General features: G+C 62.6%; 12 protein-coding genes and 4 pseudogenes. 11 read left to right on the forward strand and 5 right to left on the reverse strand.

What is annotated here, in order from left to right; translation table 11 throughout:
- The 7 genes and pseudogenes from BLR03_RS10705 to BLR03_RS10730 form a co-directional block, all read left to right on the forward strand.
- Positions 1 to 343 (forward strand): annotated as a pseudogene (locus tag BLR03_RS10705) (tyramine oxidase); the annotation flags it as partial.
- A 152-nt stretch (positions 344 to 495) separates the two neighbouring features.
- Positions 496 to 1,140 (forward strand): DUF5134 domain-containing protein, encoded by a 645-nt coding sequence (locus BLR03_RS10710; RefSeq protein ID WP_139184519.1) that lies wholly within the window; start codon positions 496 to 498, stop codon positions 1,138 to 1,140.
- Positions 1,141 to 1,380, forward strand: a complete 240-nt coding sequence (locus BLR03_RS23950) for a hypothetical protein (RefSeq protein ID WP_139184520.1) — start codon at positions 1,141 to 1,143, stop codon at positions 1,378 to 1,380.
- A gap of 231 nt (positions 1,381 to 1,611) precedes the next feature.
- Entirely contained in the window at positions 1,612 to 1,938 is a 327-nt protein-coding gene (locus BLR03_RS10715; RefSeq protein ID WP_091252428.1) for a DMT family transporter, read from the forward strand.
- A complete protein-coding gene (locus BLR03_RS10720; protein WP_091252430.1) occupies positions 1,935 to 2,312 on the forward strand; it encodes a DMT family transporter in 378 nt (125 codons plus the stop codon). The genes BLR03_RS10715 and BLR03_RS10720 overlap by 4 nt, the downstream gene beginning before the upstream one ends.
- Positions 2,313 to 2,329: 17 nt before the next feature.
- Positions 2,330 to 2,627 (forward strand): annotated as a pseudogene (locus tag BLR03_RS24910) (ATP-binding cassette domain-containing protein); the annotation flags it as partial.
- 463 nt (positions 2,628 to 3,090) lie between these two features.
- Positions 3,091 to 4,911 carry a glycoside hydrolase family 15 protein gene (locus BLR03_RS10730; RefSeq protein WP_091252433.1) on the forward strand — a complete coding sequence of 607 codons (1,821 nt, stop codon included), beginning with the start codon at positions 3,091 to 3,093 and terminating at the stop codon, positions 4,909 to 4,911.
- A gap of 87 nt (positions 4,912 to 4,998) precedes the next feature.
- Here BLR03_RS10730 and BLR03_RS10735 read toward each other — a convergent pair.
- Positions 4,999 to 6,053: pseudogene (locus BLR03_RS10735) on the reverse strand (transposase).
- Between the two features lie 276 nt (positions 6,054 to 6,329).
- Between BLR03_RS10735 and BLR03_RS10740 the strand changes: the two are divergent.
- Positions 6,330 to 6,546, forward strand: a pseudogene (locus BLR03_RS10740) (transposase); the annotation flags it as partial.
- 159 nt (positions 6,547 to 6,705) lie between these two features.
- On the opposite strand, the gene BLR03_RS10745 reads toward BLR03_RS10740, so the two are convergent.
- The 4 genes from BLR03_RS10745 to BLR03_RS10760 form a co-directional block, all read right to left on the reverse strand.
- Positions 6,706 to 7,806 carry an ATP-binding protein gene (locus BLR03_RS10745; protein ID WP_091252435.1) on the reverse strand — a complete coding sequence of 367 codons (1,101 nt, stop codon included), beginning with the start codon at positions 7,804 to 7,806 and terminating at the stop codon, positions 6,706 to 6,708.
- A gap of 1,080 nt (positions 7,807 to 8,886) precedes the next feature.
- Positions 8,887 to 9,507: a GntR family transcriptional regulator gene (locus BLR03_RS10750; protein ID WP_175460493.1), complete on the reverse strand. Its 621-nt coding sequence runs from the start codon at positions 9,505 to 9,507 to the stop codon at positions 8,887 to 8,889.
- Positions 9,508 to 9,673: 166 nt separating this feature from the next.
- Positions 9,674 to 11,203 carry an APC family permease gene (locus tag BLR03_RS10755; protein WP_091252438.1) on the reverse strand — a complete coding sequence of 510 codons (1,530 nt, stop codon included), beginning with the start codon at positions 11,201 to 11,203 and terminating at the stop codon, positions 9,674 to 9,676.
- Positions 11,204 to 11,263: 60 nt separating this feature from the next.
- Positions 11,264 to 12,229 (reverse strand): alcohol dehydrogenase catalytic domain-containing protein, encoded by a 966-nt coding sequence (locus BLR03_RS10760; protein WP_091252440.1) that lies wholly within the window; start codon positions 12,227 to 12,229, stop codon positions 11,264 to 11,266.
- A 99-nt stretch (positions 12,230 to 12,328) separates the two neighbouring features.
- Between BLR03_RS10760 and BLR03_RS10765 the strand changes: the two genes are divergently transcribed.
- From BLR03_RS10765 to BLR03_RS10775, 3 genes are all read left to right on the forward strand, one after another.
- Positions 12,329 to 13,672, forward strand: coding sequence for a glutamine synthetase family protein (locus BLR03_RS10765; protein WP_091252442.1), 1,344 nt, complete (start codon positions 12,329 to 12,331; stop codon positions 13,670 to 13,672).
- Positions 13,672 to 14,385, forward strand: coding sequence for a type 1 glutamine amidotransferase (locus BLR03_RS10770; RefSeq protein WP_091252443.1), 714 nt, complete (start codon positions 13,672 to 13,674; stop codon positions 14,383 to 14,385). The genes BLR03_RS10765 and BLR03_RS10770 overlap by 1 nt, the downstream gene beginning before the upstream one ends.
- A 99-nt stretch (positions 14,386 to 14,484) precedes the next feature.
- Positions 14,485 to 15,210, forward strand: coding sequence for a gamma-glutamyl-gamma-aminobutyrate hydrolase family protein (locus tag BLR03_RS10775; protein WP_091252445.1), 726 nt, complete (start codon positions 14,485 to 14,487; stop codon positions 15,208 to 15,210).
- Positions 15,211 to 15,258: the final 48 nt, after the last annotated feature.

The raw sequence follows: 15,258 nt of genomic DNA on the forward strand, positions 1-15,258 counted from the left end.
AGCCCAGTTCGCCCGCAACAACCTCTGGGTCACCGCCTACGACCGGACCGAACGCTTCGCAGCCGGCGAATTCCCCAACCAGGCCACCGGCGCCGACGACGGCCTGCACATCTGGACCCAAAAGGACCGCAACATCGTCGACCAGGACCTCGTCGTCTGGTACACCTTCGGCATGCACCACGTCGTCCGCCTCGAAGACTGGCCCGTCATGCCCCGCCAGAACATCGGCTTCATGCTCGAACCCCACGGCTTCTTCGACCAAAACCCCACCCTGAACCTGCCCAGCAACGAAAACCGAACCGAAACAACCGACACCGGAACATGCTGTACCACCGATAAATAAACCCGGCCCAGCTCTAGGGAAAGCCAAGAACCAGGCACATGACCTAAAGCTGGAAACGAACAACCCTCAAACAGGCGGTCCTCGGTGGTGTAACAACAGCACCGGGGACCGACCTGCACCTAACCCAACCCTGTAGCGAGAGTGTGATCCGCGTGTTCAATATCCCCGCAATTACTTGGACCCTCACAGCCGTCCTGCTGCTCAGTGGAAGCTATCACCTCCTGCAGGCCACCAAGCCACACCAGCTCACCGGCCGGGTCAACAACAGCCTCCATGCCCTCATGAACGTCCTGATGGCGGCCATGCTGTGGAACCTCGCGCCCTCGACCATGCTGGCCCAGATCGCAGTCCTCACGGGCGCAGCCCTCTGGTTTATCATTCAGGCGGTCGCCCGGCCGGAATTCAAAATACTCTGCGCCGGCAGCCAAGGCCGCCTGAAATGCCTGTACCACAGCCTCAGCATGGCCGGCGCCGCCCTCATGATCACCATGATGACAAGACACATCACCACGGGCCCCGCAGACGCCATGCCACTGCCCAACACCCACCACGCAATGCGCCACTCAACCCCCACCACAGCCACCGCGACCCTCGATCACCTGCCCAATCTCGCCATCCCGCTGACAATCATCTTCGCTACCGCGGCACTGGTCTTCATCGCCCTCCTACTGCGCAACCGGAAACCGGCAACCACAGCCCGCAACAAAACAGCCCCAAACCACTCCCCCCGAAATCAACACAGCCTCGAAGCCCTCGGCGCCGCCATCATGGCCCTCATGTTCGCCACCATGGCATAAGTGTTGATCACCAATGGGCGCTGCGGTCCACTCCTTCAGCAGCAGGATCCGCTGCCTGGTTGGCCGGGCGATTGGGCGCTGCCGCCCGATGCGTTCACAAGCGAGAAAGTAGCGGCCATGGATACACGAACCGTAAGCGTGGCGCTAAATGATGCCGATGAACACCTCATCGAAAAGACTTGCGACTCAAGCCTCGAACCCGGGGAGTGCTTCTTCTGCACCGGACCTGAGACGGATTGAGTGCGCAACACAGCCCGGGGCCTTCCGTTTCGCATTGGGGGAGGTCCCGGTACCAACCAATGGGAGGTTAATCTTGAGACTGGCGGGCTTTGATGCGTCAGCCATGGCCCAGTTGCCGGCTAGCACCAGCTTTGTTCTTCCTGTCCTGCGCCGGGGCATTCCGGCGGTGAGGCTGGCCACCGCCCGGGCCACCCGCCGTCGGGCGTTACGGGCGTGGCCAAAGGATCTGTCATGTCGTGGTTAATCCTCATCTCCTCCGGGGCACTGGAAGCCGTCTGGGCCGCTGCCCTGCACCGGACGTTCCGGTGCTCCGGCAGGCGCCGCATCGCCCCCGCTCTCCTCTTCCTGGCCTCCGTATTCGCCAGCATGGCCGGCCTCGCCTTCGCCATACAGACCATCCCCACCGGCACCGCCTACGCCGTCTGGGTAGGCGTCGGCGTGATACTGACCTCCGCTTACGCGATGCTCACCAAAGCTGAACGCCCGACGACGGCGCGCCTGCTGCTGCTCACCGGCATCGCCGCGTGCGTGGTCGGACTGAAGATGGTGGCGCAATGAGCCAACGTTCACGAGCCTGGCTGCTGCTGCTTGGCTCCGCCGTGCTGGAAGCCGTGTGGGCCACAGCCCTCGGCCTGTCCAACGGCTTCACAGTTCCCCTCCCCACCGTGGTTTTTGCCGTGACGGCCACCCTGAGCATGATCGGGCTGGGCACGGTCATCCGCAGCATCCCGCTGGGCACCGCCTACGCCGTCTGGGTAGGAATAGGCGCTGCCCTGACCGTCGGCTGGGCCCTGATAACCGGCGTCGAACCCTTCAGCCTGTTGAAGGTGGTGTTCATCGTCGGGATCGTTGGCTGCGCATCCGGGCTGAAGTCCCTGCCGGCGGACGCCACGTCCGATGCCGACCGTTCCGACACCAAGGTCCCCGCCTGAGGCTCCCACTAGTTCTCCCGCTGATTTCCTCTTTGTTTCTTGTGGCCGGGCCGGGGCGGACGGTGGCGGTTGTGGGACTGACCGGCGCGGGCAAGACTACGCTGGTGATCCTGATGATGGGGTTCTAAGAGCTGGGGGCGGATAACGCGCGACGGCGTGGGCGTCGCCTCGTTGCCGCGGCGGGAGCTCCGCTGGCGTCTGGGGATGGTGCTGCAGGATACGTAGCTGTTCGGCGGGACCATCCGGGACAACATCGCGTACCGCCGGCCATCGGCTACCGAGAACGAGATTCTGGAAGCTGCCCGGGCGACGTACGGCGCCTGCGGCGGAGGTCTGACGAACTGCGCCTGCGATCAACGGCGGGTGCCGCGGCGTTCGCCCGGCAGGCACGTGAAGAAGGCGGGCTGCTGGACGGGTGCAAGTGGGACCACCAGCCATTGGCCGCCATAAAATTCCACATACGAATCCGAGGGGCACCGTGCGTAGGCTTCTTCTCGTGTCATTTCGCTCAGTCTTTCTCGCTGGGTCATGCGTTGCTGGGATGGGAACTGCTTTTTTCCTCTTTCGCCGGAGGTGGGCTTGTCATCAATCGTCCCGTCATCGGTAGGTAGGCGAAACGCTATTTCTGGATGGTTTGAACCACCCCTTTTGGTAGGTAGTCCGGTGAGGGCTGATCAGATCCCCGATTTGGAGGCTGTCAGTGTGCCGGCCCGGTCCGGTCCGGTTGGAGAGAAAACGGGCCTAACCCGGTTGAAAAAAATGTGGTTGAGTGGGGACCATGGCTTCCCCCATCGAGGATTATGCGTTGCTATCGGACCTTCAGACTGGGCCTCTCATAGCCCGGGACGGCAGCGTGGACTGGCTGTGTTTCCCGCGCTTCGACTCGCCGTCCGTTTTTAGCCGGATCCTGGGCACTGATGAGCATGGCCGCTGGCTCTTGGCGCCCAGCGAAGCCGACGCTGCCGTTGTCGATCGGCGCTATATTGACTCGACCTTTGTGCTGCAAACCATCTGGAAGACCGGCAGCGGATCCGTCTTAGTAACTGATTTCATGCCGCTGGGCGACAGTGGGTCATCCCTTGTCCGGCGTGTCACCGGTGTGGAAGGCAGCGTAGAAATGCGCCAGGAGCTTCGGATCCGGCCAGGTTATTCAACGGTCTTGCCCTGGATGAGCCGGGTGCGCGACCACGAGCCGACGGCGGCGCCGGTCCTGTTGGCGATGGCCGGTCCGGATGCCCTCGCACTGAGGGGGCCTCATCTTCCGCATGCCCACGCGCATGGGCACGAGGGCGAATTCCTCGTTTCGAAGGGCGAGCAGCTTGATTTCGAACTGACGTGGTTCCCCTCACACCGCCCCTTGCCCCCAGCCACTGACGTTGATGTCGCCCTGGAAGAAGTCACGGACTATTGGAGCCGCTGGGGAAGTCACTGCCGGCAGGACGGCGTTTATGGGGATGCGGTAAAGCGCTCGTTGTTGGTTCTGCGAGCCCTGACGCATTTTGAAACCGGCGGCATAGTCGCAGCGCCCACTACGTCCCTGCCCGAGGATTTCGGCGGGCCGCGGAACTGGGACTACCGGTACTGCTGGCTGCGCGATGCGGCTCTGACGCTGGAATCAATGCTGACCCACGGCTACGAAACGGAGGCGCTGCAGTGGCGCAACTGGCTTCTTCGGGCCCTCGCCGGCGATCCCGAGCAAATGCAGATCATGTACGGGGTGGGGGGAGAACGGGAACTCCCTGAACGCGAACTGGCTCACCTCCCCGGCTACGAAAACTCCAAGCCCGTGCGGATTGGAAACGCGGCCGTATCGCAGTTCCAGGCTGATGTTGTCGGCGAAGTAATGGTGGCACTGGAAAGACTGCGTATGGCCGGAGGCAAGGAAGACCATTTCTCCTGGGCCCTTCAGCAGGCACTCCTGGGATTCGTCGAAAAACACATCGATGACAAGGACTTCGGCCTGTGGGAGATGCGCGGCGAAGCGCAGTACTTCACCCACTCCCGCGTGATGATGTGGGCCGCCTTCAACAGCGGGATCCGGGCCTTACAGATCCACGGACTACCTGGCGATGCTGCAAAGTGGGAGAAACTCCGCGACCGGTTACGGGAAGAGATCATGCGCGAGGGCTTCAACCGCAGCATCAATTCCTTTACGCAGACCTATGGCGGAAAGCAAACAGACGCGGCCCTGCTCGTTATGCCCCAGGTCGGGTTTCTGCCCTACAACGACAAGCACATGCTCAGCACAGTCACACGGCTGGAACAGGAACTCCTGACCGACGACGGGCTGTTGCTGCGCTATAGGACAGAAACTGGCGTTGACGGCCTGGATCCGGGTGAACATCCTTTCCTCGCCTGCTCCTTCTGGCTTGTGGAGCAGTACGCGCGCACGGGCCGGCACGCCGACGCAAAGGTTTTGATGGACAGACTCGTGGGCTTTGCCAACGAGCTTGGTCTGCTGAGCGAGGAGTACGCAACAGACGAAGATCGGATGGCCGGGAACTTTCCCCAGGCCTTCTCACACCTGACCCTGGTCAGGGCGGCAGACGCCATGCACGGGATCGACCGCCTCAGTTTGGCGGTGGACGCTCCCGTTTAGTGGCCGTCGTCGGAGGTGCCGTAGATAGCGTCCAGGTCAGTTGATACGCCGCTTGCGTGCTCCAGACGACCCTTCTATGACGGCCAGTCAAGCCATGAGTGTTTGGAGTTGGCGGAAGAGCTGTCTGGCGATGAAGCGTTTGAGGCACCGGCGGATTTCCCGTGGGCTCTTGCCTTCGCCGGCGCGCCGCTCGATGTAGGCGCGGATGGCGGGGTCGGTGAGGCTGCGGGTCCGGGCGATAACGTCCAGTGCTCGGTTTAGCTGCCGGTCACCGTAGCGGTTGAGCCGATGCCGGCTCGTGTTGCCCGAGGATGCCGGGATGGGACTCGCGCCGGCGAGAGCGGCGAAGGCGGCTTCGGAACGGACCCGGCCGTGGTAGGAGTAGGCGGCGAGGATGATCACGGCAGTCACCGGGCCCACCCCGTGGATGGCCAGAACGCCGGGGGCCATGCGGTCGACGTGCTCGGCCAGAGCCTTCTGGTTGGCTTCGAGTTCCGCGCCGAGGGTGATGACGGCGGCCGCGAGCCGCCGCGCCTCGGCCCGTGCGACAACGGCGGCGGCACCGTCGCTGTGTCTGGGCCGCCAGCCCTGGGCGGTCGCGATTTGGGCAGGCGTCAGTGGCGAGCGTGCGTCGATTCCCAGATCGATGGTCCGCAACAGGGCGGTCGGTGCGTTGCGTGCGCCGGTCCGTTGGGTGTCCATCGAGCGTCGGGTCGGGCGGCCAACAGGATCCGAAGTGCCTCCCTGAGGCCCTCGGCCCGGGGACTGATGAGTTCGGCCGTGGCCGTTCCCAGGACGGTCCGGGCGGCGGCGACGGCATCGATCGCGTCGGACTTGCCTTGGGCGTGCCGGGATTGCCGCCGGGGCGGTCTGGCCCCGCAAACGGCGAAGCGCTCCACCTCGAGCAGGCGCGTCAGCCGCGCCCCGTAGGAGCTCGTCCCCTCGATCGCCACCAGGACGTTTCCGGTCTGGGTGCGGTGGCGGATCCATTCCACCGCTCGGCTCATGCCTGCCCCGGTGGCGGGAAATGTGCCGGTCCCGACCACCGCCCCCGTCGAGGCGGCCAGGACCGAAAACGTGTGGGTATTGGCGTGCGTGTCCACGCCGACGAAGTGTGCCTGCTGCTCTGCGCCGATGACCATATGCTTGCTCCTGCCCGAAGAGGTCTGATCGGAACCTGCCGGAAGGATCACCCTGAGGCAAATCTCTAACGAGTCACGCAGCACCCCTGGGGCGAAGCGGACAGCCTTCTATCAAGCCATCGGAGTGGGCCGGCTGCTCCCGGGGCCGCCGGGCGGACAGGTCGTCTATAAGACACCGCAGGCGGGTCAGATATGAATGGAGCCACGCACGGCGGTCCGGAAAGCAGTCTGCCAACCAACCCCTGGCTGGTCACTACCCATTAGAGATATGAATTGAGCATGCCCGGCTTCGGACCTGTCCACGCCGCTGAATTTCTTGGCGCCACCGGTGGAGACCTTACCGTCTTCCAGTCCGCCGACCGGTTAGCGGGTTTTGTCGGGCTGGCTCCGGCACCCCCGGGACTCTGGAGAGATCAGCGGAAACAACCATCGGCCCAGACGCTACGACCGGCGGTTGTTGCGGGTCATTTACCTTTCCGGGCTCTCGGCGCTCAATAGCTGCCCCGCGTCGGAGGCCTGATCGGAATCCGGGTGGAGTTCTGGATCCTTCGAGTTAACCATGTGGTGTGCGTACCCCCTGCGCGTCCGTCCAGCCCGGGTGTCCGGCGGACAAATGGTGGGCTCTGCGGGCAGGCCGAATGCCAGGGTGGCGTTAGTTCCTGTTCGGATGGGTGGCGAGGTATTCGCGCAGTCCCGGGATGGCATAGCTCACCCGTCCGTGGCCGGAGGCCTCGATCAGGCCGGCGTCGATGAGGCGCGTCCTGTAGTTACCGACGGCGTTGGGTCGCATACCGGTGCGGTTGCCTATGTCCAGGGTTGCGGACGGTCCGGGGTCTTCCGCCATGGCGTGGAGGAACTCGCGGTCCCTGGCGGAGGTGGTGGACAGTGCGGCCTCAATGACCATGCGTTCATTACGCCGTCGGGCAGCGATGACTGCCCGGTCAACCGCCGCGGCGTCCAGGCTTCCATTGGCTCGTTCGGCTTCCTGCCAAAGGTGGTAGCCGACGAGCTGGATGAGGAACGGATAGCCGCCAGTGGCCGCTGCTGCTTCTTTGGCCAGCTCCGGGCTCAGGGTGATGCCTGCTCCGTTGAAGGTTTCGGAGAAGGAGCGTTCGACCTCGGCGATGGATGCGGCGTGGAGATCGATGCGGTCTGCCCGTCGAAGAAAGGTGGCCACACCTTCGTTGAGCAGGTCCGACACGGCGGCCGGCAGGCCAGCGAATACGAGCCCGACGGGGAGCCCTTCGCGGATGAAGTGCTGGACGTCGGCAGCGAGTCTGGACAGTTCTGGCCTGTCGGCGGCGTGGATCTCATCGACCGTGATGATCAAGCCCGTGCCTCTCGTGGCCAGAAGCCCCAGGAGGGCCACGCCACGGGCGCGCCAGTCGACCTGTTCTTCGGGCGCGAGTTGGGTGGTGACGGAGAAGCCTGCCACGGATACCGCCGTGACCCGGCGTCCCGTCGGGCCGTCTCCCAGGTCGTCGGTGAGCCGGCGCATGGATTCCCCGATTCGCCCGATAAATCCGGGAGTGGCTGTTTCGGAAATGACCGCCCAGCCGCTGCGAAGCGCGAGATCTTCCGCCGCGCCGAGCATCACGGTCTTGCCGATGCCCCGGGCGCCGGTGAAAATGGTCAGCAGGCCGGGTGCTCCGGAGCCTATGCGGAGTCCGTAGGCGAACTCATCGAGGACTCCCCCGCGGCCGATAAGGTCCGGCGGTGTTGCTCCCGCTGTGGGGCGAAAAGGGTTCTCCACACCAGCTCCTATGAATCCTTGTGTATCTTGTGAATCTCATGAATCTCAACACTACCTCGGCAGCTCAGCACCAAGCGACGGCCGTGGTAGTCAAACTGTCACGCGGCGCGGCCAGACCGGGGATGCGGTCCCCTCCCCCAATTGTCCAAAGTGCTTTGGACAATTGGGTCCGATCCGGCCCGCGATCCCGTTAAGTCAGGACGCAAAGGGTGGCTTCGTGGCCGAAAGGGAGCCTGCCGGCTAGCGTTCGAATCCGTCGCGTTCCAGGGTCTTGCCTTGCCGCCCTGCCTGGCCGCCTTCGCGGTCTTGGTCCCCGGGGCTTCTGCGCCACGGCTGCCGTCACCGGGGAACTCCCCGATGTCCGGACACGGACACTCTCCCTCAAGCCTGACGAAAGATCCGTTATCGGTGCGGCTGAATTAATCGAAAGAGGTTGATTCTGGGCAACTCATTCCCGCGCCTTGAGTCCCTATGCGCCCGTGCCGACATGGCTGCCCGCGGATAGGAGGGGCTTACCGACCTCATTTCCGGTCTGCGTCGCATGGATAATCTCGTCTGTGATCCACACCATTGCCGTGCAACGGAAAGGCGCTCTTTCGGATCTCCTGTCAAGCATCGCAGCATCCCTCAACCGGATCGCTGACCGGGCGGTTCAGACCAACCAGTAGCGCTCCGGCAGCTCGTACGTGCCGCAAGCCATCTATCGGGGCGGCATACGGATCAGGAATCAGCTTTACTGACTCGGTAGTTGGGGCCGACATCATCGCAAGCCCCCCAGACTTCAATGGACTCGCACCGTTCATACAACCTCCGCCTTCCGCTGCCATCTTGAACCCACAGGATGGCTCCGTCGTTCGTGACAGCGTCTATGGTGCCGGTCGCCATGGTTTGTCCGTGTTGGACTATTTCCGCTCCTCTGGCGCCAACGACGGAAGTCCAGTTTTTGACTCGCCGGAGTTGGCTGCCGGTTACGGACATGGTCTTCTCCTGATTTTGGGCAGGCGGGCTAAAGATCTGGTCGGGCAGCCGTGACCCTTGAGCCGGAGGTGGCGTGGAGGAGCTTCATCGCCGCTGCTTGGGTTAGACCTCTGGGAAGAAGTTCACGCGTTGCAGTGCTTCCGCCGCTCGGACTCCGTTGACTGACAGGTGCTTTTCCATGGCGGTTCGGGCAGCCTCGGCATCGCCCTGGCGGAGCGCGTCCAGAATCTCGTCATGCTCGTCGGTTGCCCGCTGTTCCCAGCCGGGGACAATCTCACTGAAGCGTAGGGACATGGTTTTGGATAGGATGCGGATCACGGAAATCAGGCGACGGGAGCTGCCCGTGCTGTTGATGATCTTGTGGAACTGGAAGTTGAAGTCTTCCTGCTCTCTTGGGTCCTCCCCCGCACGCATGGCCTCGTTGATTGATTCGAGCTCGTGGATTTGTTCCGACGACAAGCTCTTGGCGGCACGAGCGGCCGCCATTCCCGCTACTCTTCCGAAGATTTCGTAGTGGTCGATAATGTCCTCGGGCTGCAGCGCCTGGACGTAGTGTCCTCGGCGCGGGTATGACTTGACCAAGCCCTCGCTTTCGAGAGCTATCAGCGCTTCCCGTACAGGCAGCGGGCTGACTCCCCACTCGTCAGCGACAGTGCCCAGATCAATTCGGCTGCCTGGCTTGAATTCGCCCGTGAGGATTCCGTTGCGCAGACTTTCTGCCACCTCTTCGCGAAGGTTCCGACGAGGGTGCACTTTGCGCGGCAGGGGGTATGGGGCGGGTGTCATTGACACAGCGTATTTCAGCGCCGCGCCGGTAGTGATGTCGGCCCGGGTGTTTTTGACTGGCGGGGATGCGGGACGGTGCCGTGAGTCGTCCCGCATCCCTGCATTAGGAGACGAACTCGTGCAGGACCTCATCGTCGCTCTTCTTGCGCTCCAGGATGAAGCCGTAGGCCAGCGCGATCACGAAGGTGACGAAGGGAAGGGCGACGAGGCACCATCCGGTGGCATTCATTTCCCATTCCGGGCTGTCCGCGCCTGCTGTCCCGCTGATGAGTCCAAAACGTGAGAGCAGGAGGTACTCGGCCACGATGATCGACACCAGACCCAGCAGGGGTGCGATCAACGTATTCCAGACGCGGGTGTCCGCTCGGGTTTCCCTGAAGAATCGGATGACTGCGACGCAGACCAGTCCCTGGATGAAGGTCAGTCCCAGAATGGCGGTGATGGCGAACCAGTAGAAAAGAGTTACGACCGGGTCCAGCCCGGCGACAGCAAAGGCCACGATGGTGACGGCACCGATCACGGTCTGTAGCACCGATGCACGCACCGGGGTCTTGAACCGGCCAGTGGTGCCCAGCGAGGCTGGCAGCAGCCCGGAGCGGCCCATTGCGTAGAAGTAGCGGGTGGCTGAGTTGTGGAAGGCCAGAACGCCGGCGAAAAGGCTGGTGATAAGCAGCCAGCTCATCAGCTCCGGCATCCAGGGTCCAACGTACTGCCCGGCAACCGAGAACAGGAGCTGCGCGGGGTCGGCCAAGGGTGTGCCACCGAGGGTTGTGAGTTCGACCGTCTTGTTGACGATGTTTGCGGACCCGGCTCCGGAGATGATGGCGAAGGACGTCAGGGCGAAGATCAACGTAATGATGATGACCGCTGTGTAAGTTGCCCGGGGAACGGTCCGTTTCGGGTCGCGGCACTCTTCGCCGTAGATTGCGGTGGCTTCGAATCCGATGAATCCTGCGAAGGCGAATGCAAAAGCAATTCCGGGGGCTCCCTGGAAGATGTTTACAGGGCTGAACGACGCTGCAAAGTCCAGTCCGTTGGGACCCCCGCCGTGTAAGACGACTGCGAGCCCGGTGACGACCATCGACGCCAATTCCAGCGTGAGAAGAACCCCCAGGACTTTGGCGCCGAGGTCGACGTTGAGGATGCCGAAGATCTGCACAATGCCGATGCACAGCAGGCAATAAAACCACCACGGCAGGTCAAGCCCAAGAGATGCCATTTTCTGGGACACGGTCGCGCCCAAGAATCCGTAAATGGCGGTCTGAACCAGGCAGTATGACAACACCGAGACGAACGCGGAGGCAACACCCCACGGCGCACCCAACCCCCTGCCGACATACGCAAAAAATGCCCCTGCGTGCGTTACATGATGGCTCATGGTCGCGTATCCGACCGCGAAGAACAGAAGCATGATGCCGGCGATGAGAAAGGCGCCCGGAGCGGCTGCGCCGTTGCCCATGACGATGGTGCTCGGGACGAGTCCTGTCATGCCCGCAATGGGCGCGGCCGCTGCGACGACAAAGAAGACGATCCCGGCAACTCCCATGGAGTTCCGATGCAACTGGTTGTCAGGCGCTTTGCCCTCCTCTGCGGGCTTTGGGGATATCGTCAGTATTTCTTCTGGTGACGTCATTTGCTAGTCCACTTCCTTGTGTTCTTTAGCGATTGATGTACGGATATATGGAGGGGAGACCTATCCCATGACCAGAACAGCGCGGCCCTTGATGCCGCCAGAGCGAAGAAGGTCGTGGGCGTGCTGGGCCTGGTCAAGCGGGATGGGTTCAACTGTGTGCTGCAGCGGATGGTTTTGGGCGAACTCCAGAAGTTCCTTGAGCTCATCAAGGCTTCCCCAGATACTCGTGGTGAGAACTGCTTCGCTGGGAAGGACTCCCACCCCGAAATCGATGCGGCCGCCCCACAGGCCGACGACGATGATGATGCCCTGCCGGTCGATGCTCGATGCCGCAGCGGCCATGGTCGCGTCTGCTCCGACAAAGTCGATAACCGCATCGTATTTGCCGGTGAGCCCGTCGGCGCCGCATGTCAGGTCGGCCCCAAGGCTCCTGGCCGCGTCCAACTTTTCGGCTGACGTGTCCACGACGGTCAGCTCTGTGTTGGTGAGGGCTTTGAGGAACTGAATGGCGAATTGCCCCAGGCCGCCTGCCCCGATGACGATCGCCCGTGAGTTCTTGCCCTGGAGGTGGGGCAGCGCCCGCTTGACCGCGCGGAAGGCTGTCAGGCCGCCGCAGGCCAGCGGTGCCGCGGAGGCCGGATCCATATCCCCGATGGGGATGAGGTAGTCGCGTCTGGGAACCCGCATATATTCGCTGTAGCCGCCGTCGGAGACTATGCCCGCCTCGCGGCCGTTCGGGCAGATCATCTCCAAGCCTGATGAGCACTGACGACACTCCGGCCGGCCACAACCCCACGGTGCGTAGAGGAGAACGCGGCCCAGTTCGGGGTGTTCTCCCACCACTTCGTGTCCCAGCACCACGGGGTAGGGTCCGCCGAAATCACCATCGGCCACGTGCAGGTCGGAGTGGCAGACGCCGCAAGCCAGAACCCGGATCACTTCCTCCTCGGGCCCAAGGGGAACCGGGATCTGCCGGTCCACGAGTTCCAGTGGGGAGTGAGGCCCGTTCACGACTATTGCTTTCAAGAGGATCTCCGTTCATATTTGGTATACGGGATACGCTACCTAGTGACTTAGATTACACTGATCAAATATCGAATATCTAGTAAGAGATCGAGGAACCTCATGAACCCCAACGCTTTGACATCGCCGTCAACCTTGGAGGACTGTGCAAGGATCGCGCAGGAAAACGGCATCCATACCGTCGAATGCGTCTTCACAGACACGTGGGGACTGCCGCGCGGCAAGATGCTGCCCCTGGAACAGTTCCTGACAGGAGCCGGATTCTCCATTGCGCAGGTGGCGTTCTCCTGGGACATGCGCAGCGACATACACCCCACGCCGTGGGCGCCCGAGGACAGCGAATATCCGGACATGCACGCCGTGCCCGACCTTCCCACGTTCCGGGTGGCCGGATGGACAACGGGCATGGCGACGGTCATGTGTGACATGCGTGATCCCAAGACCGGTGAGCGCATTGCCATGGACGGGCGGGGCATGGTGAAGGACACGCTCGAGGAGTTCGAGGCGATGGGCTACCGCGTGGACATGGCCACGGAGCTCGAATTCCATCTTTTTACCAGCGACTGGAAGCCCGTTTCGGACAAGTCATACTGCTATTCATTGGACCGGGCAAATGAACTTGAACCGGTCGTCGGCGCAATCCGTGCCGCGCTCACGGCCTCCGGGATCACGGTCGAAGCCAGCAACGTCGAATACGGTCAGTCCCAGGTTGAGATCAACCTGAAATACGGCGACGCCATCACGATGCTGGACAACACGATTCTCTTCCGCCATATCGTCCGCCAGGTGGCACGGCAACATGGGTACAACGCCACCTTCATGGCCAAACCCATCAATGGGGGCGCCGGCAGCGGACTCCACGTGCATCAAAGCCTCTGGAACAGCGACGGAATCAATGTGTTCTCGACGAAAGATGTGGAAGGCCCGGTGCACTCGGAGGTCATGCGCCGCTACCTGAGCGGGCTTGTGGCGCATCAGCTGGAGCTTCAGGCGATCGCACTTCCGACTGTCAATGACTACAAGCGCATTGTGGACTACTCATTCTCCCCGACCCAGGTGTGCTGGGGCCTGGACAACCGCATGGTGGGTGTCCGGTGCATCACCGATGCCGGTCCTGGAACGCGCCTTGAAGTCCGCTGGGCCGCCGCGGACGCAAACCCCTACCTGGTGGCCCAAGGCTACCTCCGCGCCGGCTTGGACGGGCTGCGGAATGATCTGCCTTTGCAGCCCGTTTCGTCGGGCGATCCCCACACCGATCCCTCTCTCCGGAGGGTCGCCTCAACGCTGGCTGAGGCCGTGAACACGTTCTCCGGCAGCCCGTTCGCTAAGGCAGCTTTCGGCGGGATTTTCGTGGACACGTACTGCGCGATGCAGAGGGTCGAGTTGGCTGCCTTCGCTGCCCACGTCACGGACTGGGAGTTCAACCGCTACCACGACATTCTCTGATGGGAGAGCTGAGTTCCGCGGCGAAGACCATACTCCTCATCACGCACGAACAGACGTCCTCCACCGACACCGGCATCATCGGCCACGCGCTGCTCGACGCCGGCCATGTCATCCAAACGCACGAAGTGTTCTCCGTCAACGAGGACGGTACCCGGACAATCAACCCCCGTTTCCCTGCCTCTGGGGACTTCGACGCCGTCATAGCGTTCGGCTCCTTCGGCCATATCTACGAGATTGAAGAGGAGTGGATCACCCGGGAGATCCAGTACATCTCGATGCTCCACCGCCATAGGATCCCTTTCCTGGGGATCTGCTTTGGCGCCCAGCTGCTTGCCGAGAGCCTGGGCGGCCGCACTGTGCGCGCCGACAGGATCGAAGCGGGGCTGATCACCTTCGAACCGGGACACACCTGTCCGATAGCGCCCGGGCCGTGGTTCTCCTGGCACAGCGACAAGGTCGAACTGCCCGAGCATATCGACGTGCTGGCCAGGACCGCCATCGCTCCGCAGGTTTTCCAGAGCGACCGCTCCATCGGAGTTCAATTCCACCCGGAGGCCGACGGGGCGCTCATGGAGGAATGGATCAGGATCGGCGGCCACGAGCTGGAGGGGATCCTCGCCGTCAACGACTTCCGACGCGGGTGGGCGGCGCACGAGCCGGCCGCCGAACGTAACACCAAGGAACTGCTGGCTTGGTTCCTGAACGCACAGTAATTCCTGGTGCCGAAAAGTTCGCTTTCTGGGCTGACGGACCAAACAGACAGCTATCGATCGGTGCGCTGAGCACCCAGATTCTTTTGAACGGACGGAAAAGTGGAGACACAGCGTCGCAGACCCCTGATTGCCGTACCGGGCCGATTTTCCGAGAACGCCTCTGCGCTGAGGTACAAGGCACTTGTCAACGCTCACGCACTCATCAAGGGCGTCTACGAGGCCGGAGGGGAGCCGGTGACCATGCTTCCGGTCGCCGATCCTGGAACATCAGCAGACGCGCTCTATGAGGAGGTCACGCAGCGGCTGGCCTTCGCTGACGCCGTGCTGCTTCCGGGAGGCGGGGATATAGCCGCCTGGCGCTACGGGCAAGAAGACCATGCGGAGTCCGACGCCGGGGACGACCTACAGGACGGGTTTGATCTCGCCGTTGCCCGGTACGTGGTGGAAAACAAGGTACCCACCCTCGCCGTCTGCCGCGGCATGCAGATTTTGAATGTCTCCCTGGGCGGCGACTTGGAACAGCACCTTCCCACCCCCCACATGAACCAGATCCACACTATTACTCTCGACGATGCCAGCTCATTGACGTCATCGATCGCCCGAAACCCACAGGTCTCCTGCTATCACCACCAGGCAGTCAGGAATCTCGGGACGGGCCTTCTGGCCACAGCCTGGGCCGACGACGGCACCGTCGAAGCGCTGGAACTTCAGGGAGCTCAGTTCTGGATCCATGCGGTGCAGTGGCACCCCGAGGACACCGTGGCTTCGGACCTCGCCCAACAGGCCCTGCTCAAGGAATTCATAGCGAACATCCCTCTGGGCTGAGCCCGGAGGACAACAAAACAATGGCAACAGTGGCCAGGCAGACGATCA

The organism is Arthrobacter sp. ok909 (assembly GCF_900104405.1).
GTDB classification, from domain to species: Bacteria; Actinomycetota; Actinomycetes; order Actinomycetales; family Micrococcaceae; genus Arthrobacter; species Arthrobacter humicola.